The 20661-nt window shown below is 64.7% G+C and carries 26 protein-coding genes and 1 tRNA gene; 14 read left to right on the top strand and 13 right to left on the bottom strand.

Translation table 11 applies throughout. From position 1 onward, the window contains the following. Positions 1 to 112 precede the first annotated feature (112 nt). The 6 genes from PBN85_RS07760 (at position 113) to PBN85_RS07735 (ending at position 6045) form a co-directional block, all read left to right on the top strand. Positions 113 to 1153: a rod shape-determining protein gene (locus PBN85_RS07760; RefSeq protein ID WP_037531054.1), complete on the top strand. Its 1041-nt coding sequence runs from the start codon at positions 113 to 115 to the stop codon at positions 1151 to 1153. Between the two features lie 41 nt (positions 1154 to 1194). Further along, positions 1195 to 2097 carry a rod shape-determining protein MreC gene (gene mreC, locus PBN85_RS07755; RefSeq protein ID WP_271300672.1) on the top strand — a complete coding sequence of 301 codons (903 nt, stop codon included), beginning with the start codon at positions 1195 to 1197 and terminating at the stop codon, positions 2095 to 2097. A gap of 20 nt (positions 2098 to 2117) precedes the next feature. Further along, positions 2118 to 2642: a rod shape-determining protein MreD gene (mreD, locus tag PBN85_RS07750; protein ID WP_037531049.1), complete on the top strand. Its 525-nt coding sequence runs from the start codon at positions 2118 to 2120 to the stop codon at positions 2640 to 2642. Then, on the top strand, positions 2642 to 4747 hold the full coding sequence (gene mrdA, locus PBN85_RS07745; RefSeq protein ID WP_271300859.1) for a penicillin-binding protein 2: 2106 nt from the start codon (positions 2642 to 2644) through the stop codon (positions 4745 to 4747). The genes mreD and mrdA overlap by 1 nt, the downstream gene beginning before the upstream one ends. Beyond that, on the top strand, positions 4744 to 5853 hold the full coding sequence (gene rodA, locus PBN85_RS07740) for a rod shape-determining protein RodA (protein WP_037531046.1): 1110 nt from the start codon (positions 4744 to 4746) through the stop codon (positions 5851 to 5853). Before mrdA ends, rodA begins: the two co-directional genes overlap by 4 nt. 116 nt (positions 5854 to 5969) lie before the next feature. Beyond that, a tRNA-Lys gene (locus PBN85_RS07735) sits at positions 5970 to 6045 on the top strand. Between the two features lie 47 nt (positions 6046 to 6092). On the opposite strand, the gene PBN85_RS07730 is transcribed toward PBN85_RS07735, so the two are convergent. The 8 genes from PBN85_RS07730 to PBN85_RS07695 form a co-directional block, all read right to left on the bottom strand. Continuing rightward, on the bottom strand, positions 6093 to 6500 hold the full coding sequence (locus PBN85_RS07730) for a hypothetical protein (RefSeq protein ID WP_271300671.1): 408 nt from the start codon (positions 6498 to 6500) through the stop codon (positions 6093 to 6095). Between the two features lie 78 nt (positions 6501 to 6578). Then, positions 6579 to 7223 carry a hypothetical protein gene (locus tag PBN85_RS07725; RefSeq protein WP_271300670.1) on the bottom strand — a complete coding sequence of 215 codons (645 nt, stop codon included), beginning with the start codon at positions 7221 to 7223 and terminating at the stop codon, positions 6579 to 6581. Positions 7224 to 7351: 128 nt separating this feature from the next. Beyond that, on the bottom strand, positions 7352 to 7600 hold the full coding sequence (locus PBN85_RS07720; protein ID WP_271300669.1) for a hypothetical protein: 249 nt from the start codon (positions 7598 to 7600) through the stop codon (positions 7352 to 7354). Then, entirely contained in the window at positions 7600 to 7986 is a 387-nt protein-coding gene (locus PBN85_RS07715; protein WP_271300668.1) for a thermonuclease family protein, read from the bottom strand. The genes PBN85_RS07720 and PBN85_RS07715 overlap by 1 nt, the downstream gene beginning before the upstream one ends. Before the next feature lie 740 nt (positions 7987 to 8726). Next, positions 8727 to 9227: a hypothetical protein gene (locus PBN85_RS07710; RefSeq protein WP_271300667.1), complete on the bottom strand. Its 501-nt coding sequence runs from the start codon at positions 9225 to 9227 to the stop codon at positions 8727 to 8729. After that, positions 9224 to 9724 carry a hypothetical protein gene (locus tag PBN85_RS07705; RefSeq protein ID WP_271300666.1) on the bottom strand — a complete coding sequence of 167 codons (501 nt, stop codon included), beginning with the start codon at positions 9722 to 9724 and terminating at the stop codon, positions 9224 to 9226. The genes PBN85_RS07710 and PBN85_RS07705 overlap by 4 nt, the downstream gene beginning before the upstream one ends. After that, positions 9721 to 11181: a hypothetical protein gene (locus tag PBN85_RS07700; RefSeq protein WP_271300665.1), complete on the bottom strand. Its 1461-nt coding sequence runs from the start codon at positions 11179 to 11181 to the stop codon at positions 9721 to 9723. Before PBN85_RS07700 ends, PBN85_RS07705 begins: the two co-directional genes overlap by 4 nt. A 153-nt stretch (positions 11182 to 11334) precedes the next feature. Further along, a complete protein-coding gene (locus tag PBN85_RS07695; RefSeq protein WP_271300664.1) occupies positions 11335 to 12060 on the bottom strand; it encodes a hypothetical protein in 726 nt (241 codons plus the stop codon). A gap of 71 nt (positions 12061 to 12131) precedes the next feature. Here PBN85_RS07695 and PBN85_RS07690 point away from each other — a divergent pair, with 71 nt between their 5' ends. Further along, complete coding sequence (locus PBN85_RS07690; RefSeq protein ID WP_271300663.1) at positions 12132 to 12356, top strand: hypothetical protein; 225 nt, start codon at positions 12132 to 12134, stop codon at positions 12354 to 12356. 56 nt (positions 12357 to 12412) lie between these two features. On the opposite strand, the gene PBN85_RS07685 is transcribed toward PBN85_RS07690, so the two are convergent. The 3 genes from PBN85_RS07685 to PBN85_RS07675 all read right to left on the bottom strand — a co-directional run bounded on the left by PBN85_RS07685 (position 12413) and on the right by PBN85_RS07675 (position 13186). Continuing rightward, positions 12413 to 12625, bottom strand: coding sequence for a hypothetical protein (locus PBN85_RS07685; RefSeq protein ID WP_271300662.1), 213 nt, complete (start codon positions 12623 to 12625; stop codon positions 12413 to 12415). Positions 12626 to 12652: 27 nt separating this feature from the next. Beyond that, on the bottom strand, positions 12653 to 12850 hold the full coding sequence (locus tag PBN85_RS07680) for a hypothetical protein (protein ID WP_271300661.1): 198 nt from the start codon (positions 12848 to 12850) through the stop codon (positions 12653 to 12655). A 102-nt stretch (positions 12851 to 12952) separates the two neighbouring features. Next, complete coding sequence (locus PBN85_RS07675) at positions 12953 to 13186, bottom strand: hypothetical protein (protein WP_271300660.1); 234 nt, start codon at positions 13184 to 13186, stop codon at positions 12953 to 12955. Between the two features lie 17 nt (positions 13187 to 13203). On the opposite strand from PBN85_RS07675, the gene PBN85_RS07670 reads away from it, so the two are divergent. The 4 genes from PBN85_RS07670 (at position 13204) to PBN85_RS07655 (ending at position 16962) form a co-directional block, all read left to right on the top strand. Next, a complete protein-coding gene (locus PBN85_RS07670; protein WP_271300659.1) occupies positions 13204 to 13674 on the top strand; it encodes a hypothetical protein in 471 nt (156 codons plus the stop codon). Next, positions 13671 to 14678: a DUF7146 domain-containing protein gene (locus tag PBN85_RS07665; protein ID WP_271300658.1), complete on the top strand. Its 1008-nt coding sequence runs from the start codon at positions 13671 to 13673 to the stop codon at positions 14676 to 14678. Before PBN85_RS07670 ends, PBN85_RS07665 begins: the two co-directional genes overlap by 4 nt. Then, on the top strand, positions 14675 to 16102 hold the full coding sequence (locus PBN85_RS07660) for a replicative DNA helicase (RefSeq protein ID WP_271300657.1): 1428 nt from the start codon (positions 14675 to 14677) through the stop codon (positions 16100 to 16102). The genes PBN85_RS07665 and PBN85_RS07660 overlap by 4 nt, the downstream gene beginning before the upstream one ends. A 77-nt stretch (positions 16103 to 16179) precedes the next feature. Further along, positions 16180 to 16962: a hypothetical protein gene (locus PBN85_RS07655; protein ID WP_271300656.1), complete on the top strand. Its 783-nt coding sequence runs from the start codon at positions 16180 to 16182 to the stop codon at positions 16960 to 16962. Between the two features lie 46 nt (positions 16963 to 17008). On the opposite strand, the gene PBN85_RS07650 is transcribed toward PBN85_RS07655, so the two are convergent. Both PBN85_RS07650 and PBN85_RS07645 read right to left on the bottom strand, forming a co-directional pair. After that, positions 17009 to 17149 carry a hypothetical protein gene (locus PBN85_RS07650; protein ID WP_271300655.1) on the bottom strand — a complete coding sequence of 47 codons (141 nt, stop codon included), beginning with the start codon at positions 17147 to 17149 and terminating at the stop codon, positions 17009 to 17011. 80 nt (positions 17150 to 17229) lie between these two features. After that, positions 17230 to 17607 carry a PilZ domain-containing protein gene (locus PBN85_RS07645; RefSeq protein WP_271300654.1) on the bottom strand — a complete coding sequence of 126 codons (378 nt, stop codon included), beginning with the start codon at positions 17605 to 17607 and terminating at the stop codon, positions 17230 to 17232. A 153-nt stretch (positions 17608 to 17760) separates the two neighbouring features. On the opposite strand from PBN85_RS07645, the gene nusG reads away from it, so the two are divergent. The 3 genes from nusG (at position 17761) to PBN85_RS07630 (ending at position 20660) form a co-directional block, all read left to right on the top strand. Beyond that, entirely contained in the window at positions 17761 to 18330 is a 570-nt protein-coding gene (gene nusG, locus PBN85_RS07640; protein ID WP_271300653.1) for a transcription termination/antitermination protein NusG, read from the top strand. Between the two features lie 145 nt (positions 18331 to 18475). Next, a complete protein-coding gene (locus PBN85_RS07635; RefSeq protein WP_271300652.1) occupies positions 18476 to 20047 on the top strand; it encodes a hypothetical protein in 1572 nt (523 codons plus the stop codon). Then, positions 20040 to 20660, top strand: a complete 621-nt coding sequence (locus PBN85_RS07630) for an NUDIX hydrolase (RefSeq protein ID WP_271300651.1) — start codon at positions 20040 to 20042, stop codon at positions 20658 to 20660. The genes PBN85_RS07635 and PBN85_RS07630 overlap by 8 nt, the downstream gene beginning before the upstream one ends. The last annotated feature ends 1 nt before the right edge of the window (position 20661 follow it).

Below are 20661 nucleotides of genomic sequence, written 5' to 3'. Positions count from 1 at the left end.
CCCGCGAGCCCTTCTGCTGAACGTGATGAACACTGTGACCACACGGTCGGCGGCGGGTCTCATGAAACCCTGTGTCTCGAACACGCGTCCCGCATACGGAACCTAGCGCCCGATGGCCTTACCCCGCTTCTTCAAATTCATGTCGCATGACATGGCGATCGACCTCGGCACCGCCAACACGTTGGTCTATGTCCGCGGTCGCGGCATCGTGCTCAACGAGCCGTCCGTCGTCGCGGTGGAGACGATCAACGGCGTGCGCCGGGTCAAGGCGGTCGGCGACGACGCCAAGCTGATGATGGGCAAGACGCCGGGGTCGATCGAGGCGATCCGTCCGTTGCGCGACGGCGTCATCGCCGACATCGACGTCGCGGAAGAGATGATCAAGCATTTCATCCGCAAGGTGCACGGCCCGCGCAAGTTCGCGCGCTGGCCGGAGATCGTGATCTGCGTGCCGTCGGGTTCGACCAAGGTCGAACGCCGCGCGATCCGTGACGCCGCCTCCAACGCCGGCGCCAGCCAGGTCTATCTGATCGAGGAGCCGATGGCGGCGGCGATCGGCGCCGACATGCCCGTCACCGAGCCGATCGGCAGCATGGTCGTCGACATCGGCGGCGGCACCACCGAAGTCGCGGTGCTGTCGCTGCGCGGCCTCGCCTATACCACCAGCGTCCGCGTCGGCGGCGACAAGATGGACGAGGCGATCGTCAGCTACGTCCGCCGCAACCACAATCTGCTGATCGGTGAATCGACCGCCGAGCGGATCAAGCAGGAGGTCGGCATCGCCCGCCCCCCCGCCGACGGCATCGGCAAGATCATCTTCGTCAAGGGCCGCGACCTCGTCAACGGCGTGCCCAAGGAGATCCAGATCAACCAGGGCCAGATCGCCGAGGCGCTGAGCGAGCCGGTCGCGACGATCGTCGAGGGCGTGCGCGTCGCGCTGGAGAATACCGCGCCCGAACTCGCCGCCGACATCGTCGACCAGGGCATCGTGCTGACCGGCGGCGGCGCGCTGCTCGAAGGGCTGGACGAGGTGCTGCGCGACGAGACCGGCCTGCCGGTCACCGTCGCCGAGGATCCGCTGACCTGCGTCGCGCTCGGCACCGGGCGCGCGCTGGAGGATCCGATGTTCCGCGGCGTGCTCCAGACCGGCTGATACAGACTTAGTTTCCACACGAGACGGGGGGATTTCGGCGCATGGCGCCTGCCCGCGACCGTCGCACGGGTTTCTCGCGGCGACGGCAGTATTCGGCGTTCTTCGGCTACGTGCTCGCGGTGGCGGGCGCGGTGGTCGGCGCCGCTTTGCTCGCCGCCTCGATCTTCAATCCGCCGGCGTTCAGCGCCGCGCGGATGGCCGTGGCGAGCGTCACCGCCCCCGTCGCCAGCCTGCTCGACAGCGGGACGGATGCGATCGCCTCCGTGCCGCAGGCGATCGGCACCTGGATCAACGTCCATGGCGAGAATGCGGCATTGCGCGCCGAACTGAAGCGCCACGACGCCTTGCTCAGCAAGGCGCGGGTCATCGCCTATGACAATCGCCGGCTGCGCGGCCTGCTGCGGGTGCGCGACCGCACGCCGGAGCCGGTGCTCACCGCCCGGCTGGTCGCCTCGACCGCGTCGAGCGGCCGCCGCTTCGCCCTGCTCAACGCCGGCCGCGTCCAGGGCGTGACGCCGGGCATGCCGGTGCTGGGACCGGAGGGGCTGGTCGGCCGGGTGCTCGAATCCGGGCCGATCGCGGCGCGGGTGCTGCTGATCACCGATCCCGAGAGCCTCGTGCCGGTGCGGCGGACGCGCGACGGCTTGCCCGCGATCGCGGCGGGGCGCGGCGACGGCCGGGTCGACATCCGCTCGGTCGGCGCGGCCAACGTGCGCTTCGCGCCCGGCGACATGTTCGTCAGCTCGGGGATCGGCGGTCTCTACGCACCCGGCGTGCCCGTAGCGCGGGTCGAGCGCGCGGGGTCGGACAGCGTCGTCGCCACCCCCTATGCGCCGCCCGACGCGGTCGATTTCGTCATCGTCGAACGGCCGTTCATGCCGATGCCGCCGCCGCTGCCGCCCCGTGCCGGGCCGGCGGTCAGTCCCGCTGCGCCAGCGCGCTAAGCGAACAGCGAAGCGTCGCCATGTCCCGCAACACGATCGACTATCGGCCGTTCGAACTGCCGCTGCCGCCTGGCCGGGCGCGCGCGCTGCCATGGATCAGCGTCATCGCCGCCTCGGCCGTCACCGCGATCCTGCCCGTCGTCGCCAGCCTCGCGCTGATGCCGCCGCTCGGGCTGCTGCTGCTGCTCACCTGGCGGCTGCTCGCCCGGTTCGCGCTGCGGCCATGGGCGGCGGCGCCGCTCGGGCTGTTCGACGATCTGGTCAGCGGCCAGCCGCTCGGCTCGTCGGTGCTGCTCTGGTCCTTGTGCTTTATCGCCATCGACCTGATCGAACAGCGTCTGGTGTTCCGCGATTTCTGGCAGGACTGGCTGATCGCCACCGGCGCCATCGCCTTTTGCCTGACCGTCGGCCGCTGGATCGCACTGCCTCTCGGCGCGCACGTCGATCCCGTGCTATTGGCGCAGATCGTGATTACGGTAATGCTTTTCCCCCTCGCCGTCCGCGCCGTCGCCTGGATCGACCGCCGCCGCGGAGATGCGGCATGATGCGCCGCTCGCCCAAGATGGTCACCGAGGCGATGCAGACCTACAGCTTCTCGCGTCGCGCCTGGTTGCTCGGCACCGCGCAGGCCGGCGTCGGGCTGCTGCTCGCCGGGCGGATGGGCTGGCTGGCGATCGCGCAGAACGAGAAGTACAATCTTCTCGCTGAGAGCAATCGCGTCAATCTGACGATGATCCCGCCGCGCCGCGGCTGGATCGTCGATCGCCACGGCGCGCCGATCGCCAACAACCGCACCGATTTCCGCATCGATATCATCCCCGACCGGCTCGAGGGCGGCGACGCCGGACGCGACCGCGTGCTGGCGCTGCTCGCCCGGCTGCTCGATCTCACCCCCGACGACGTCGAGCGGATCCGGATCGACCTCGACGGCGCCGCCGGTTTCCAGCCGGTGCAGGTCGCCGAGAACATCAGCTGGGACCGGTTCGCCGCGATCAGCCTGCGCCAGCCCGAATTGCCCGGCGTCGCGCCGACGCGCGGCTTCGCGCGCGCCTATCCGGCGGGTGCCGCGGTCGCCCACCTCACCGGCTATGTCGGCGCGGCCAATGCCGAACAGTTCAAGAAGACGCACGACCCGCTGCTCGTCACGCCGGGCTTCAAGCTCGGCAAGGACGGGCTGGAGAAGCAGCTCGAACCGCTGCTGCGCGGCGTCGCCGGGGCCAAGCGCGTCGAGGTGACCGCGCGCGGCAAGGTCGTCGCCGAGCTGCCGACCCGTGCCGACGTGCCGGGCAAGACGCAGCGGCTGACGATCGATGCCGGTCTGCAGGAATATGCGGCGCGCCGGCTCGGCTCCAATTCGGGGTCGGCGGTGGTGCTCGACTGCCGGACGGGCGAGATGCTCGCGATGGTGTCGATGCCCGCCTACGACCCCAACAGCTTTTCGGACGGGATCAGCCATCTCGAATGGAAGATGCTGTCCGACGACGACCACGTGCCGCTGATGAACAAGGTGACGCAGGGCCTCTATCCGCCGGGATCGACGGTCAAGCCGATGAACGGCCTGGCGCTGCTTGCCGCCGGGGTGGGCGCGCACGACCGGATCGTCTGCTCGGGTGCGCTGCGCGTCGGCACCGGCATCTTCCACTGCCACAAGAAGGGCGGCCACGGTCCGCTCGACCTCAAGGGCGCGATCGAGCAGAGCTGCGACATCTATTTCTACGAGATGATCCGCCGCCAGGGCTATGACAAGATCGCACCGGTGGCGCGGATGGTCGGGCTCGGCCAGAAGTTCGACCTGCCGCTGGCGACGCAGCGCTACGGCACCGTTCCCGATTCGGAATGGAAGCTGCGCAAGTACAAACATCCCTGGACCGTCGCCGATGGCCTCAACGCCTCGATCGGCCAGGGCTATGTGCTCGCCAATCCGTTGCAGCTCGCCGTGATGGCGGCGCGGATCGCGTCCGGGCGGGCGTTGCAGCCGAGCCTGCTCGCCAGTCACGTCCATCTCGACGCCCCGGCACTGCCGGTCCCGTCCGAACATCTCGCGATTGTCCGTGACGCGATGTACGGTGTGATCAACCAGGGCGGCACCGGCGCGGCGGCGCGGCTGCTCGTCCCCGGGGTGGCGATCGCCGGCAAGACCGGCACCGCGCAGGTGCGCCGCATCACCATGGCGGAACGGCGCAGCACCGGCGTCATCAAGAACGGCCAATTGCCGTTCAAGATGCGCGACCACGCTTTGTTCGTCGGCTTCGCCCCGCACGACAATCCGCAATATGCGATCGCGGTGGTGCTCGAACACAATGGTCACACCGTCCGCAATCTCGATACGCCGATGATCGCGCGTGACATCATGACCTATCAGTTCGACCGCGACCGCGCGATGAAGGCGCTCGCCGATGTTGAGCCGACCTGGGGCGGCGACATCGGCACCCGGATGGCGGCGCAGGCCGCCGCCTATCGCGCCGCGCAATCGCCGCCGCCCGCCGCCAATGCGACCAAGACCGACGCGACCGTGCCGAGCGATTCGGACGCGGTCGAGGCGGCGACCGACCTCGCCAACCAGACCCAGGCGGCGATGGCACCAGTCGCCGTGACCGGCGACGCCGAACCCGCCGACGCCAGCGATCCGAGCGGACGGACCCAGCCATGACCCGCAGCCGCATCGTCCCCGACCCGATCGCCCGCCAGCCGTGGCGGATCATCGCATTGGTCGTCGCGATCGGTGCCTTCGGCCAGATCGTCCTCTATTCCGCCGCCGGCGGCTCGCTGCAGCCCTGGGCGCTGTCGCAGGGCATCCGCTTCTTCGTGCTGCTCGGTGCGGCGCTCGCCATCTCCTACGTTCCCGAGCGGGTGTGGAAGAGCGCGGCGCTGCCCGCCTATGTGGTGATCGTCATCGCGCTGGTGCTGGTCGAGCTGGTCGGTGCGGTCCGCGGCGGCAGCCAGCGCTGGCTCGATGTCGGCATCAAGCTGCAACCGTCCGAATTCATGAAGCCGGTGATCGTGCTCGCCTGCGCGCGCTTCTACGACATGCTGCCGCCCAACGAGACGCGGCGGTTCGGCGCGATCTGGCCGGCGGCGCTGCTGATCGGCATACCCGCGGCGCTGATCGCCAAACAGCCCGATCTCGGCACCGCGCTGATGGTCTGCGGCGGCGGCGTCGTCGTAATGTTCCTTGCCGGCGTGCCGATGCGGCTGTTCATCGGCGGCGCGCTCGCGCTCGCCGTCGCCGCGCCGATCGCCTTCAACTACGTGCTGCACGACTATCAGCGCAACCGCGTGCTGATCTTCCTCGATCCCGAAAGCGATCCGCTGCGCACCGGCTATCATATCAGCCAGTCGAAGATCGCGATCGGCTCCGGCGGCCTGTGGGGCAAGGGCTTCCTCAACGGGACGCAGAGCCACCTCGACTATCTGCCCGAGGGCCATACCGACTTCGTCTTCGCGACGATGGCGGAGGAATGGGGGCTGGTCGGCGGCTGCCTGCTGATCCTCGCCTTCATCCTGGTGGTGCGCTGGGGCGTCAACGTCGGCCAGCAGGCGACGACGCGCTTCGCCCGGCTGACCGCGGCGGGGCTGGCGACGACGATCTTCTTCTACGTCGCGATCAATCTGGCGATGGTCATGGGCCTAGCGCCGGTGGTCGGCATCCCCCTCCCCCTCGTCAGCTTCGGCAGTTCGGCGCAGATGACGGTGCTGCTGTGCCTAGGCATCCTGATGTCGATCGACCGCACCAATCGCCGCGTGTCGCGCCGCTGAGAGAAAAATCGCTGCGGCTGCGAAAAAGGGTTTGCATCCTGCGGCACGACTGCTAATTGGCCGCCTCCCGACGGGGCCGGCGCCTCTCCAAAGCGCCAAAACAGGCCAGGTCATGTGGACGCATAGCTCAGTTGGTAGAGCAGCTGACTCTTAATCAGCGGGTCCTTGGTTCGAGCCCAAGTGCGTCCACCACTCTCCACCGCAGAAAACCGTAGTTTTCGACAGCGGCGGAGCCATGTCTATTCGACATGTTCCGATACGCTTTCCGACAAATCCTCCCCCAACTTGATGACGTGCGCCCGGCGCGCCGCGGCAATTTCGCGAGCTTTGTCAGCGGTCGCCTTGTTGTAGATCCGCGTGACGTCGAGCGTCGCGTGTCCGGAGATCGGCCGCACGTCGGCGCTGACCGATCCGACCTCGGTGATCCCGCCATGCCGGAAGCCTGTGAACGTCATATCCTTCGGCAACCCGGCCTGGACGCAGATCGCGCGGTGCACCGACGAGACGCGGCGCTCCTTGTATTTCTTGCCGCTGCGCTCCTCGACCACGATGACGGCGGCGGTGCGGGGCGTGCGCGCGAGCTCGTCCTCGAGGTCCGGGTATAGCCGCACCGATTCGCCGCCCACTTCGATCGTCAGCGGCAGCACGACCGGGTTGCCGGTCTTCGACTGAACCAGCGCGATCTGCTTGCCGGGCTCATATCCGGCCCACTCGATCCCGCGATGCTACTCGCCCTCGGCGTCCTCGAAGCCGAACGCATCCCAGACGCGCTGGCAGCATTCGAACGACAGCGCGGCGGCGGTGGCCATCGACTGGAAGCCCATGTCGCGCGCGGTGGCGCGGTACAGGTCGTATTCCGCGCGCGTCGTCGCCCGGTTGCCCTTGGCCGCGGTGCTCTTCAGCCCCATGCCGGCAAACGGGTTCTCCTTCACGCCCGTGACGCGGTGGTGGCGCGCCGCCCAGGTCCAGACCAGCCGGCAAACCTGCATGGCATAGGTCGCCTGCCGCTCGCCGCGCTCGCGCAGCTTGCGATAGAGCTTGTCCGCGACGCCCGCGTCGACCTTGTTCGCCATGCGCTTGCCGAGCGGCGCGGCGCCGGCCTTCGGCTCGAACGCGGCGAGCATGTCCATGAGCTTCTTGTAATCGCTGCGGGTCTTGGCGACGTTCTTCTTGAATCGCTCCTGCTCGCGGTACCAGGCGAACAGCCACTCGACCGTCCCCTTGGCCATGCCGATCCCGCCCTCGCCGGTGCGCCAGTAAGCCAGCGCTTGGTTGAGCGCCTCGCCCTTCGTGATCGCGGCGGCGAGATCCGTGCCGAGCGACGTGTTCGTCAGCGCGCAGCGGCGGCCGTCGCGCACCGCGGGGATCATCGTCCCGTCGGGCGCGCGAGTCGGCCGCGCCCAAGGCGGCAGTTCCCAATAATAGGCGGTTTCGCCCGATGCCCGCTTCGTTGCGCGCACGTAGGCTGGCAGCCGCACCCATCCCCGCGGTCGCGCCATCACTCGTCCTCGTCGAATTCGATCGCGTCGTCCGCGCCGCTCGGCGCACCGAACAGCAGCAGCAGCGCGGCGTCGAGGTCGGATCGCGGCGCGATCGCCGCGCCGCGCGGGCCGCGCTGGCGGAACCGCACCAACCCGCGGCTTTCCCACTCGCGCAGCTGCGCCTCGCCGACGCCGGTATAGGCCAGCGCCAGATCACGGTTCATTCCCGCCGGCCAGTCAGGCAGCTTCTCCAGCGCCAGTCCCATCAGCGGCACTCCCCCATGCGATATTGACGCCAGTACCGGTCCCACCGGACGGCGGCGCCGGCGGCGATCGCCGCGCATGATAGGCTGCGGCCGTCCGGCAGCGTGCAGCGCGCCACGATGCGGCGGTAGCTCATCCCCTGCGGCTGGCAGGTCAGGCGCTTGCCGAGCGTCAGGCTCGACACGATGCGCTGCGATTGAGCGGCGGCCCGGTCGTCGCAGGTATAGGCAGCGCGGCGCGGGGCGGGCCGGCGGCAGGGCTCGGCGCTATCGAAGTCCGGCGCTTGGATGCCAGCGATGCGGACGCGCTGCCCCGATCGGCACCAGAGCGGCCCATCGCCATCATGGACCTTTACCACCTCGCAGACGAACGGGGGCAGAAGCGTCATGCCGCCGCCTCACGAATGATAAGGCAACTCTGCTGGCTTGTTATCGCGATAAACCTGGTCGAGATAACAAACAGCCGGCCGATCAATGAGCTGGTGAGAGAGAGGTTCACATGTTGGTTATCGGTGTGCTGGGCGCATGGTTCGCTACGTCCCTCGTTGCAGGGGCTGGGTTCGCCGCGTTGGCGAGTGCGCGTAATCGAAGCACGCCAGGTTACTAAGTTAGCTGGCTCGCGTCTGATGACCAAGCTCGTCATGCCGCCAGCCTTGCCGTCGTAGGGAACGGTACGACCGTCTCGCCACCTTCAGGGCCATCGCTGCCGATGGCCTGCCACTCACCGCAGCAGCGCGTCTCGTGCGTCACTGGGAACATGGAAACCGGAAAGGGGCTGTTGCCCTGAATGACGACCGGCGCATGCACTTGGCACGTCCCGGTGTCAGGAGCCGCTGACGGATCTCGCGTCGCCTTCGACAATTGCGGCCCCTGCCGCTCCCACCAGGTGCAGGAGGCACAGTTCCGGCCTACGCAGCCCATCAGCATAGTGGCATCCTGTCTTCGAACTCACCGCAAGCGTTCTCGCGGTGCACGTTCGGGAAGATCGAGGTTAGGAAGGCGTCGCCGCGCTTAGTCATCTGAGGCGGGTAGCGACGGCAGACGCCGACGGCGCTAAGGTCTTCCTTCACCGGCTGGATGGTGGCGTCAGACGCGGCCTTGGCGCTGAAGTGGGTGCAGCGGGCGCACGTCATGCCTGCACCTCGCGCGCCTGCTTGGCGTCCCATTCCCGGCGAGCTACAGCCATCGCTTCCTCGAGACTATTAATCCGATCGCAGTGTGGACCAGCATCCAGCGTCCCATCCGGCATTCGGATGTACACGGGGTCCCAGAACGGTAGGCCTGCGTCGACGCCATCACGGGTGACGGGCCGCATCTCGCCGTCGTAGCACAGCGCCCAGGCGAGGATTTGCTCGCTCATGGTCCAGGCGCCTTCGCCGTCACAGCCGAACCGAATGATGGAATATGTCGGATTGACGGGCATGAGCTGCACAGGCCGACGCATGAGGCTCTGCCACAACGTCTCCGACAGATAGACGCTGTCGAGATTGCCCCGGCGACGCACTATCCACCATTCGCCCGGCACGCCCTTGCGCTGAGCGCACGTGCTGATCGACTCGATGTCAGCGAGCGGGAACTGGCCCGTTGTATAGCCGCCGACCTGATCGGCCGCTTCAAACAGGCCGTTCATGCCTCTTGCTCCGCGAGCGCCCGCGCTTGGGCGCGTACTCGATGCTGATCGACCTCGTACGCGACGTAGGCATCCAGATTATCGAAGCGGATGACGTCGAGGTACTCACCGACCGAATGCACGGAGCCGTCGGGCATCAGGACATAGCCTTGGCCTTCTTTCCACATGTGGCCATCGTCGACGCCAGCGGGGGTGACGATGCGAACCGAACCATCAAAGCACCGCGCCCAAGCGATAACCGGCGAGCGGTTCACGTAAGTCTCGTCACTGTCGACATCGACCATCAAGGCCTCGATACCCGGATTTGCAGGGACGAGTTGCAGCGGTGTCGACGCGATACGCGTGTAGGCGAACCCGCTGAGCTCGCCACTTCCACCGCCCTCCATGCATATGCGGTACTGGGACTGGCCATGCTTATCGCTGCCGGTGTACGCGATCCTCTCGATCTTCGAGAGCGGCATCGACGTCTGCCAATCCAAGTCGAACATGCCGATCATGCGCCCTGCTCCGTCAGGTCGTTGCCGCCGATGCGGGCGAGATCCTCGATACAAGCCCACAGGACTTGGTCGTTGCCATCGGCGACCTTCAGGCCTGCGCGAAAGTCCGGATGCCGAGGGTTCGTCACAGCGTGCTCTGCAAAAGCGTCCTGGCTGATGTGGGGGTAGAGGGTACGAAGCTTCGCGATGACACCCTCAACCGTCGTCGCTGCCGTGCCGAACAGCACCGCTTCAGCTTCGACTACGATGGCGTTCGATCGCTCCTCGATCTCATCAGTCGCCGGAGGGTGATCGTCCGACAGCCAGTATGCCGCCTCGGCAGCGCGCCGACGGAATGCCGCAAGCAGATTAAGGTCGGGCTGCAGGAAGGCGCCGTAACGGCCGAAGCGGCGCGCGTCGGCGGTGATGCGCTCGATCACGTCTCCGGCGCAGGTCAGATCCCAACCTTCGGCCTCATGGAAGATCTTCAGCTTCGTTGCCAATTCCACGGTGCTTGGCGCAGGCATTGCCCACAGCCGTTCCGATGCATCGTGCTTCGCCATCACCAGATCGTCGAAGTGGTCCTGCACCTCGTCGATGGGGACGGTCGACAGCCAGGCTTCGATCTCTGCTGTTAGCGGTGATCGTGGGTCGCCACGAAGTTCGGTGTAGCGAGCAGCCGTCGGACTGTAGACGTCTCGCTGATAGGCATGCAGCTCAGCTGCTGCGGCTTCATATACCGCATATGCCTTTTGCCAGGCGACCAACGGGCCACGCATGTACGGGCTGTATCCGTCCAGCACCGCCGGGAGCGGGCTCGGCGCCGGGATGGCGAGGTCGAGTTCACCGCGAGCCGCCCTGAATGCACTGGTAATGATGGTGCCGATCGGCAGTGACAGCGAAAAGGCCGGGTTGCCCGATGCGGTCCACGCGAGTTTGCCCAGTTCTTCTAGGCAGGCAATGACCGGTGATTGTGCGGGAAGGTCGCGCGCGAGGCTCTCGATCAGGTCGGGAGCGATGTTGGCCATCGCTGCGTCCGCCATCGACAGGGCCGAGAACGCCGCGCAGTCAGCAGCCTCCATCGAGGCGAGGTACATCTTCAGCGCCATGTCATGCTTGTTGCCAGGCGTGATTGCGGTGACCGCCGAAAGGGCGTTCGATGTTAACGTGCAACGCCGAGTGCCTTCCTCGTCGCCTTGATGGTCGGTACTGAAATGCGAGGAGACCTCGCCCCACCGCAGGAACGCGGCGTACATCGACGGCGACAGCAGCTCACGGCCGGCGGCGATCAGTTCGCCGGCAAGCCCGGCGATCGCCAGCTCTTCCAGCGTGCTCTCGCGCTTAGCGGCGGGTTCGGCTGCCATCCCGCGCTGGATGGCGATCGAAGCGTCGCCGGCGATGTAGGCGATGCGGATGTTTGGCTTGGGCGCTGCATGTCGCAGCGGCATGTACGGGGCAAAGGTCGGCTGACTGGCCATGTGCTGTCTCCCACGGGTGGCGCAGGAGTGCGGCAGAGGCTTCCGAAGAGAGCGTGCTTTACCAGCCTGCGATCAGTTTCACGGCCCGGGGGCGATCGGCTGACGGGGCTTCGATACAGAGCGTATCGGTGGCAGTCAATACAATTTGTATCGCTAGGCGGCGTGTCCGATCCACCTTACGCGACCAACGATGTTGGCCTGCGGGTCTATCTTCATTGGAGAGCCGCCTTCCGTATCGGGTAGAAATACGGTGCTGGCCTCTTGGCGCTGAGCCCAGCCAACAACGATTTCATCAAAGCTTCGGACGACCCACATTTCCGGTCGCGCTTTGATTTCCCCTTCGCCACTGTCGATAAGTAATAGGTCGCCCTCAGAAACCGATGGTCGTGCTACAGAGCGCGGAGCTCTCATGCAGAACATGTAGCCATCTGCAAACCGCTCTTCATCGACGCAGACAACAGCTGGATCTACAAAATGAAATCGTGGATACCCATCCCTGCCCTCAACTGGATCCACTGTATTTACGGTGACGTGGAGCTCAAGGACGAAGCGTAACCCTAAAAAATCTGCGGCATTGTTGACTGTTTCCTCAAGTCCAGCCTTCCATGTGAGCTGAGCATGAAGCGCTTGGAGGTAGAACTTGCCGATCGGCAGCCGCCAAGACTCGTTCTGACTGAAACCTAACGTGAGTAGCCATGTGGGGGAAACAGAGAATGCCTCGCCATACGCGACGGCTTGATCAATGCCGTATCCCCTCGTTCCATTTTCATGATGACGATAGGCTGCCTCGTTCCAGCCGTTTGCCCTCGCGGCAGCTGAAGCAGAACTGAAGCCGGCTGCCTTGCGGGCTTGACGAAGACGTTCGTAGGGTTGTTCCATTGGATCCTTCTACGCTGAGATCGATACAAAAGGTATTGGCTAAATCCGATACAGCGTGTATCGGATGAGCGATGAACGAGGTTCAGGATATTTATGGCCTGTGGCCGAGCGCAGCGGCCATGGCGCGCTCGATAGACGTGCCGCCTGTTACTGTCCGCCAATGGCGCAATCGGGGGTACCGTATTCCTCAGCGCTACTGGGCCTCCATACGCGAGGCGGGCGAGGCGCTCGGTGCGGATATCCCTCTGAACGCTTTTCTTCACGGCTCGACCCCGAAGCACGGTGAAGGATCATGAGGTTTGGAATGAAGTTGTGGCTTAGTGCGCTACGTCTCGCAGGCGAGGCGAGGGCTCTATTCGCCTCCCAGCCGGATCGGCCGCGGCTCATGACTGCCGCCCTCCGCCCGATGACCGACGGCCTCCATGCACTCGCGGAAGACGGCGATAGCGTCGTCCTTGGTCGCGACGGAGCCGGGGTCCTTTGCAGCGATATGTTCGAACAGCGCAAACGCAACGCCGGTGTCGCTGCCAGCGGCGGCGCGCAGGGGCATGTCTGGGTCGAGCACTTTTTTCTCCGTCTGTCGCTCTGGAGCCTAACGAGCCTGCATCTTGCGGACGTCTGCAGCAAGGCGCTCGATCGTGTTAGCGCTGGAGCTGTCGTACTGGTTCGCATCCTCGACAGCTTGGGCAAGTTCGTCCGCGATGATGCCCAATGCGGCGTCATCAATCGCGCCACTCTTGCGCAAGCCAGAAATGACAGCTGCAATCGCAAAGCGTTCAGCGTTTTGCATCTTTTCGATCCTTCACGTGGGTTCGGACGCCACGATACCCCCACCGCTTGCTGCGTCCACCATTCGGATCGCCGGAACGTGACTCTCATCAGGCACGTACCATCAGTCATTGTCCGGCACGGTAGCGCGAACGATCTCCACGATCTGGCTCAGGATCATTGCGGGTGGTCCACTCAGCACCACGTCGTTCAGCCGGTCGAACGCGTCGAGGAAGGTGTGAACCACATGGTTCGGCACCTCCGCGTCCCGCATCGCATCGACGATCGCCGCCGTCATGTTGGCGAGCGCCATCACGGTGATCCGCGCCTCGGCTCGAGCTTTTCTGTCTTTCACCATGCCGCGGGGAATGCCGCATGACCGTACCGAACATCCACGGACGCCGCCGCACGTTCTCCGCGTCAGCCGCGGTCGACGCACAAAACGCGATTCTCACCAACATCAAGACCGATGACGCCGCAACCTGGGCGGACATGGGCCGGGTACTCGGCAAGTCCGACGATCGCGCCGCGGCCTATGCCAATACGTCGTCGCCGATCGATCTGCCAACGTTCCTGGCTGGCTGCCACGAGTGGGGCGGTCGGTTCGCGGATCCTCTTCTCGCGCTGGTCGGCGGGCGCTGGGCGGATGCCGGCGCGGTTTGCACCGGTGACGAAAGCGCGGCGCTGACGCTCGCCAATCTGCTGCCCGCGGTGATCGCAATCGAAGCGGACCAGCTTACCGAGCCGCACGAGCTACTGCCGCATGAGGCTCTCATCCGCCGGGTCAACGCCCTCACCTGCGTGTGGCTGGAGATGATCGCAGCCGAGAAGGGCAGAGGACAATGAGCCGTCGTCCTATCGATCGTGTTGCACGTGCCGAGCGCGATTCTGCCTTCCGTCGGGCCGTCGACGAAGCGAAGCAGCGCTTTAACATCAGCGACGTCGTGGCGCGTACCCGCAAGGTCACCCGCGCCGGCAAGAACGAGAAGCGGGCGCTGTGTGCCTTCCACAGCGAGAAAACGCCGTCGATGCAGCTCAACGATGCCAAGGGCACGTACCACTGCTTCGGCTGCGGCGCGTGCGGAGACATCGTCAGCTACGTGATGAAGACCGAGAACATCGGCTTCATGAATGCGATGAGGTGGCTCGGTGCCGCCAGCCTGCCGGGTGTCGATCCTGCCCAGCGCGCCAAGGCGGCACAGGAGGACGAGGCGGACCGTCAGCGCGCCATCGATCGCGCCGGCGATGTCTGGGATCGTGCCGTGCCGGCACCGGGTACGCCCGCCGAGGTCTATCTGCGCAGCCGCGGCATCATCATGCCGATCCCGCATACCATACGCTTCGCTACGACGCCTGCCTGGTACGACGACGATACCGGCCAGTGCGGCCCCGATCTTCCGGCCCTCATCGGTGCTGTCGTCGACGGCGATGACCAGCTGATCGGCCTGCAGCGCGTCTTCCTTGCGGATGGCGGCAAGCGGAAGGCACGCATGGAGAAGCCCAAGCGCAGCCTCGGGCGGGTGAAGGGCGGAGCGCTACGGATCAACTCCGACGCCGACAGCTATGGTCATGAGCTGATTCTCACCGAGGGGCCGGAGGACGGCCTCAGCCTCGCGCAAGAGCTTGGGGCAGAGATTTGGGTTACGCTGGGCACCGCGATGATGCCGTTCATCGACTATCCGCCTCGGATCGTGTCGATCGTCATCGCTGGTCAGAACGATGCCGCTGGCCGCGCTGCGGTTGAGCAGGCTGAGGAAGACCTGTTCGAGCGTGGCTTTGCGACGCGCACCATGTGGCCGGCAGACGGCTACAAAGACTGGAACGACCAGCTCCGCGGCATCCGCGCATGAGCGGCTCATTTCAGGAGCAGTTCGCCGCTGCTGAGCAGGGCATCGCGCTGGCGAACGTCGAGGCGGAGATCGGCCTGCTCGGCGACCTCATCAACGACAACCGGCTGATCGACCTGATAGCCGACCGCCTGCGCGGCCGAGACTTTTCGGTGCCCCTGTACGGGCGCGTCTTCGACCAGATGCTCGACCAGTCGGCGACGGGCGCGAACGTCGATGCGGTGACGCTGGCACCGCACTTCGGGGAGGATCTCGAATGGCCGCGCACCTTCGCCGTGCTGTCGGCCGCTTCTCTGAATGCCGGTTCGCGGCCACGCACCAAGGCCTACTTCGAGCAAATCACGATGTTGTCGAGCCGGCGGCGCATGGTCGCTGGGCTGCAGGACGTGGTGCACTCCGCGCGTGACCTCAGCGTCACCCGCGAAGAGCTGCTCGCGAATGCGGACGAAGCCGTCGCCGAGCTCGCCGAGGAGGTCGTGACCACCCAGGCGCCAGTCGGCACCTACGCGCAGGCGGTGATCGACAGCTTCGGGCAGCCGATCGTCGGCGTCCGCTGCGGCATGATCGGCTCGCTCGACGATGCGATCGGCGTGCTGCGGCCGGCGAACCTCGTCGTCGTTGGCGGCCGGCCCGGCATGGGCAAGACGAGCCTCGTCACCTCCTATTCAATCGGCGCAGCGTCACGCGGTCACGGCGTTCTCATTTTCTCGCTGGAGATGAGCGCCGACGAACTCACGCGGCGCATGCTGGCAGACATGACCTTCACCGCAAAGGGAGGGGTGCCTTACGAGGACGTTCGCGATGGCACCGTCCGCGGGCATGACCTTGCTGCGGTGATCGACGCCAAGCACCGTTTCGACGCACTCCCGCTCGAGATCAACGAGACGTCGGGCCTGACACTGTCCAAGCTGATCCGCCAGGCGCGCACGCACAAGCGCCGCCTCGCCGCCAAGGGCGAGAAGCTCGAGCTCGTCGTCGTCGATTACCTCCAGCTGATGGCGCACAGCCGCAAGGGCATGTCGCCTTACGAGCATGCCAGCGAGGTCAGCATCGGCCTGAAGACCTTCGCCAAGGCGGAAGGCCTGACCGTGATGGCGGTAGCGCAGCTCAGCCGCGAGGTGGAGAAGCGTCCCGACAAGCGGCCGATGCCCTCGGACCTACGCGACAGCGGCCAGATCGAGCAGGACGCCGACGTCATCCTCTTCGTCTACCGCGAAGAGGAATACCTGCGTCGCAGCGAGCCCGAGGATCAGTTCGGCGGCAAGTACGAGGCGTGGCGCACCGACATGGAAGCGGTGCGCAACAAGATCGAGTTCCTGGTCCCGAAGCGTCGCAGCGGCCCCACGGGCAAGGCTGTCGGCTGGTTCTTCGGCGCCAACTCTGCCGTCCGCGGCAGCGAATTTTATAGCAATCCGGAGGCACGATAATGGCTCGCATACGATCGATTCATCCTGGCCTCTGGACGGACGAGGCCTTCGTCAGCCTGACGCCCTATGCTCGTCTCATGTTCATGGGCATCTGGACCGAATGCGACGACATGGGCTCGTTCGAGTGGTCGCCGCTCAAGCTAAAGATGCGGCTGCTGCCGGCCGACAACGTCGATGCCGCCGAGCTGCTGGTCGAACTGCAAGCGACCGAGTGCATCATGAGCTACGAGATCTGCGGCAAGCGTTACGGTGCTGTGCGGAATTTTTGCCAGTATCAGCGACCAAAAAAGCCGAACTCAACCTATCCGCAGACGGAAGCGGTTCGGGACTATGTCGGTACTGAAGCCCGTTCAACGCGCGACGGTACGGAACCGACGCCCGCTTCAACGCCACTCGGTTCCTCACCGACCCCCTCTTCAAGTGACGCGAGTGGGGAATCGGTGGGGAACCAGTTACCCACTGGTGGGGAAAAGTGCCGCCAGATGGAGGATGGAGGAGGGAGAAGTAGTTCCGTAGCTAACGCTACGGGCGCTTCGCTGCCGACTTTGGAAGATCCGAGCAAGGTCCTGTTCGACGCTGGCGTCGCCCTGCTGGTCAAGGCGGGGGTGTCCGAGCGGCAGGCAAGGGGGCTGATCGCCAAATGGCGGAAGTCGAAGGGCGAGCCGTGGGTCCGAGAGGCGCTCGTCAGCGCTGAGGGCAAGGCTGAGCCGGTGTCGTGGATCGAGGCCCGGCTGGCGTCGGCGAGCAGTGTCGAGGACGAGGCTCGGGCTGTCAGCCACGCCACGGCGGAGCGCTACCGGCGGATGGCGATCCCTGGGCCGCCGGTTACCGCCAGGCAGGCGGAGGCGATCGGTGTTTGAGAGATCACGTTCGCCCGGAAAATTTCTGATGCGGCGGTCGCCATGTTCAGTCCCGCGGCTTGTGTCGACGTTCACCAATGCGGTTGAGCGCGCGCAGGTTGCTCATGCCGCGCTGGCTCAGCAGCACCGCAGCGATAACGATCAGGTTGGTAGCGATGGATACACTCAGCGCGATGTAGCAGGCCATCGGTATTCTCCTCGGAAAGGTGTCGCATTCAGCACATGTCGTTGCGAGCGGCCGTTAGCCGGGAGCATGGGTCGTGGTGGTTACGCGGCGGACGCCTCGCTGCTGGGATGCCAGCCGCTGAGCATTCGATGCTGCCGCTCATCGTCCGCTTCGAAGAAGTGCTTGATGACCGTGCCTCGCTCCTCGGCTGTCAGTGGCAAGGCAAACGAGCAGCCAAATCGAACGCCATCCTGGCGGACGACGTCGGCCTCGTGCTCACCGATCCCAGGCAGATCGACGCGGATCACGTCGCCAACGCTCAAGCGGACAGCCGCCAGCATCAGGAAACCGGTGGTTGAGAGTTCCTCGATCAGCGTCGAGGCGGATTGCGCCGCTTCGTTGCTCACGGTTCCATCGAGTGCCAGCTCGCTTCGGCGAGCCGCGCGGCGTTCGATCTGCAAGCCTGCGACTAGTTTCATCGGTCTTCTCCGGGGATGCAGACGGGAATTACCGTCCCGTTCCTTTCGCTTCGGTAAAGCCGCCGACGCGCTGTCGGTCAGGCGCCGAAAATGACCAGCCGCCGTGACACCACAGACAAAACGATATCGACAGGACGAGCGGAGATAAGAGGGATGGTGACGGTCGAGCAGCACGACGCTAGCGGCAACCGGATCCGCTGGTGCATCCTACGAACCAGCGGCGGGCGCACCCTGCCGTTGGCAAAGTCGCTCGCAAGCGCCGGCTTCGACGTCTGGACGCCTGTTCAGACGCTCACCAAGCGTCGCGGCCGTGCCCGGGAGCGGATCGCTTACGATGCGCCGATCATGCCAACCTTCGTCTTTGCCCGCGCTGATCAATTGCCTAGTCTGGCGCGGATCGCGTCGCAGCCATTCAGTTCTCATCCCAGCTTTTCGATCTTCCGCCATCTCGGGCGGGTGCCGCTGATCTCCGATGGCGAAGTAGCTGAAGCTCGAAGAGTTGAGGAGCGCGGACGTCGCGCAGCTCTGGTCGGCACGCGGAAATCGTTTGTCGTTGGTCAGCAAGTGCGAGTGTCTGACGGACCTGGTGCCGGGCTTTCAGGTGAAGTCATCGCGAACGGCGACGGCAAGTTTGTGCTTGTTGCGTTCGGCACCATCAACATGAAAATTGGGGCTTGGCTACTGGGAACGGATGAAGTACAAACGACAGAGTTAGCCGCCTGAGCGGCCTGCGACGATTGTAGTGGCTGGCCACCGTCGTCCCTCTTCGCCGGAGCACGTGCTCCGGCGAAAGTCCGAAGGCTGCAACTTGCCGGTCTAACTCTCCCATGCGATCAACCTTGCTCGGTAAGGTGCGGGGAGATGCTCGATGGCGATCAAGGCAGCGTTTGATCAGGTCTCTGCAGCCGATATTACCTCGGCATCTTCTCCGGTTTGCATGGATGACCAATGGTTTCCAAGCCACGATCTTCGTAGGAAGGGAGTGCTTCGAGGAGCACAGAGCACGAAGCGGGCTGTCACGGAGTTCAAGCGCAGCCTTCTCTCCTCACAGACCATTTTGGTGAACCGCTCTTACCTCGTGAATAGCGATGCAATCCGCACGCTTCTCGTCACACCCGAAGATCGAGGCGGCCTCGAGCGCCTCTTCGCCCGGCACGATGTGATTGCCTTTCTCCTTGATGACACCAGCCCTGAGCTAGACGCCGCAAAGCGGCGGGGGACGGTTGATGATGCACGGCTCGGCGCTTGGCATGAGGTGCTGGATACTACGCGGATCGCGTGCGCTCGGCTTTCGTGGCAGGATGAAGAGACCAATCGCGAACTAATCCGCGAGCGCATCACGGCAAGGTTCGCGGCTCGACTTGTGAGCTTTGCTGCGACTGGCGCGCCTGTACTTGAGCGGCTCTCGGGTGGCGCTCCTCTCGAGGCTTGCCGAGAGTACCTGACCACTAAGTTTGCAGCGGAACTCAGCCGTCAGTTAGATGAGTGCGGTGAGATCAGCAGGTCGGGTCTCTACCGCAAGCTGGTAATGGCTGAAGGCCGGGACCTCGGTGACTCTGTCGTCGATCACCGGAAGCCGTTCGCATGCGATATCAAGGAGGCAATCGACCTCATTTACAACACGACGTTGACCGACGCGACTGGGGTCCAGCCTCTTACCCCGGCGGGTTCACCGTCCCGAGATTATCTGTCGGAAGATGGCGATATCGGCGCGCAGATCAGCGCCGGGGACGCGGCTGCGCTCGTTGCGGCGTTGGCGAAGGTCTTGGGCACACAGGCGACCATCGATCGATATGCGCGGTTGTTGGATGCGCTGAGCCTTGAGACTATTCGGCAAATTCGTAGCACTGAGGTTTGGCAGGACCACATCGCTGCGGCCACCCGATTGGCTCGGCTTCCGATAGGTCAAAATGGAGGGTCATTGCTGGTTGAGGAAATCTCTGACGCTGTGGCCCTCGCACGCGATCGATCGGAAAACCTTGGCCAGCTAATTATAAGCCGGTACTTGAAAGATTGGCCGAAAAGTTCAGGACTTGCCGCTCGCGGATATCGGTTCGGCGTAAACGCTCTTTACGGTGGCGTTGCTGCAGGCGCTATTGGGGCAGTTGGTAGCTTTTCCGCGTCCACAGGGATGGATTTGGCGACGATTGGCGAGATTGCGGGCGTTGGAGCACTAGCCAGTCAGGCGTTAGATGATCTGAAGGGCTTTGGGCTTGGGAAGGTCCGCCAGCAGATCGATATGCGCATCGGACTAGGCTCATCGCTAGTCGATGCCTGCCTTCCCCGATTGGAATTGGGCGATCCTGGCGAGACAATCGACCACGTAGTCGCTCTCCTTAAGCGCCAAAGTCCAGCCCTCGCCGGCATCGTGAATGCAGCGGGCGCCGAAGCAGCCGTTGTCGGTCACCAGTCGAGCCTGTCGGTGCCGCAATATGGATGACCCCGCCGAGGCATACCGTTCGCTTTTTGATGAAGCTCCGGGCCTCTTCTCCGACCGCGCACCGGGCGGGTATCAAATTCTTGAGCCCGACGGACGATCATCAATCGTGGCGTATGAAGACGCCTTCGTTGTCCTGCTGAGAGACCGGGTAATCGCGCCATCAGGCGCTACGGGAAATTACATCAGGTTGCTCACTAAGCCGGTTTCGGGCCGGGGCGTGGTCATACTGCCGCTGGTAGGGGATAAGGTCGTCATTCTTCAACAGTACCGGCACGCCACCGGTCAGCTACATGTCGAGCTGCCCCGCGGCTTCGGAGAAGGAGGCGAAGACAGCTGCTCGTCGGCACTTCGCGAGCTCGCTGAAGAGACCGGGCTAGTGCCGGATGAGCTACTACCCTTGGGTTCGATGCATCCGGACAGCGGCATCCTAGCTTCCACGGTCGACCTTTTCTTAGCGCGCTGTGCGCCCGGTCAAACGATCGTCGTAGAGTCTGGTGTTGGTTTCGAGCTGGTATCGCCTACTGAGCTTCAGGATCGGATCTCGAGTGGTGAGATCACTGACAGCTTTACGCATTCAGCTTTCCTGCGAGCTCGCCTGAAAAGATTAGTTTAAG

Source organism: Sphingomonas sp. CV7422 (assembly GCF_027945725.1).
GTDB classification, from domain to species: Bacteria; Pseudomonadota; Alphaproteobacteria; order Sphingomonadales; family Sphingomonadaceae; genus Sphingomonas; species Sphingomonas kyungheensis.
The sequence above is the reverse complement of the archived record's forward strand: the minus strand, read 5'-3'. Positions and strand labels throughout refer to the sequence as shown.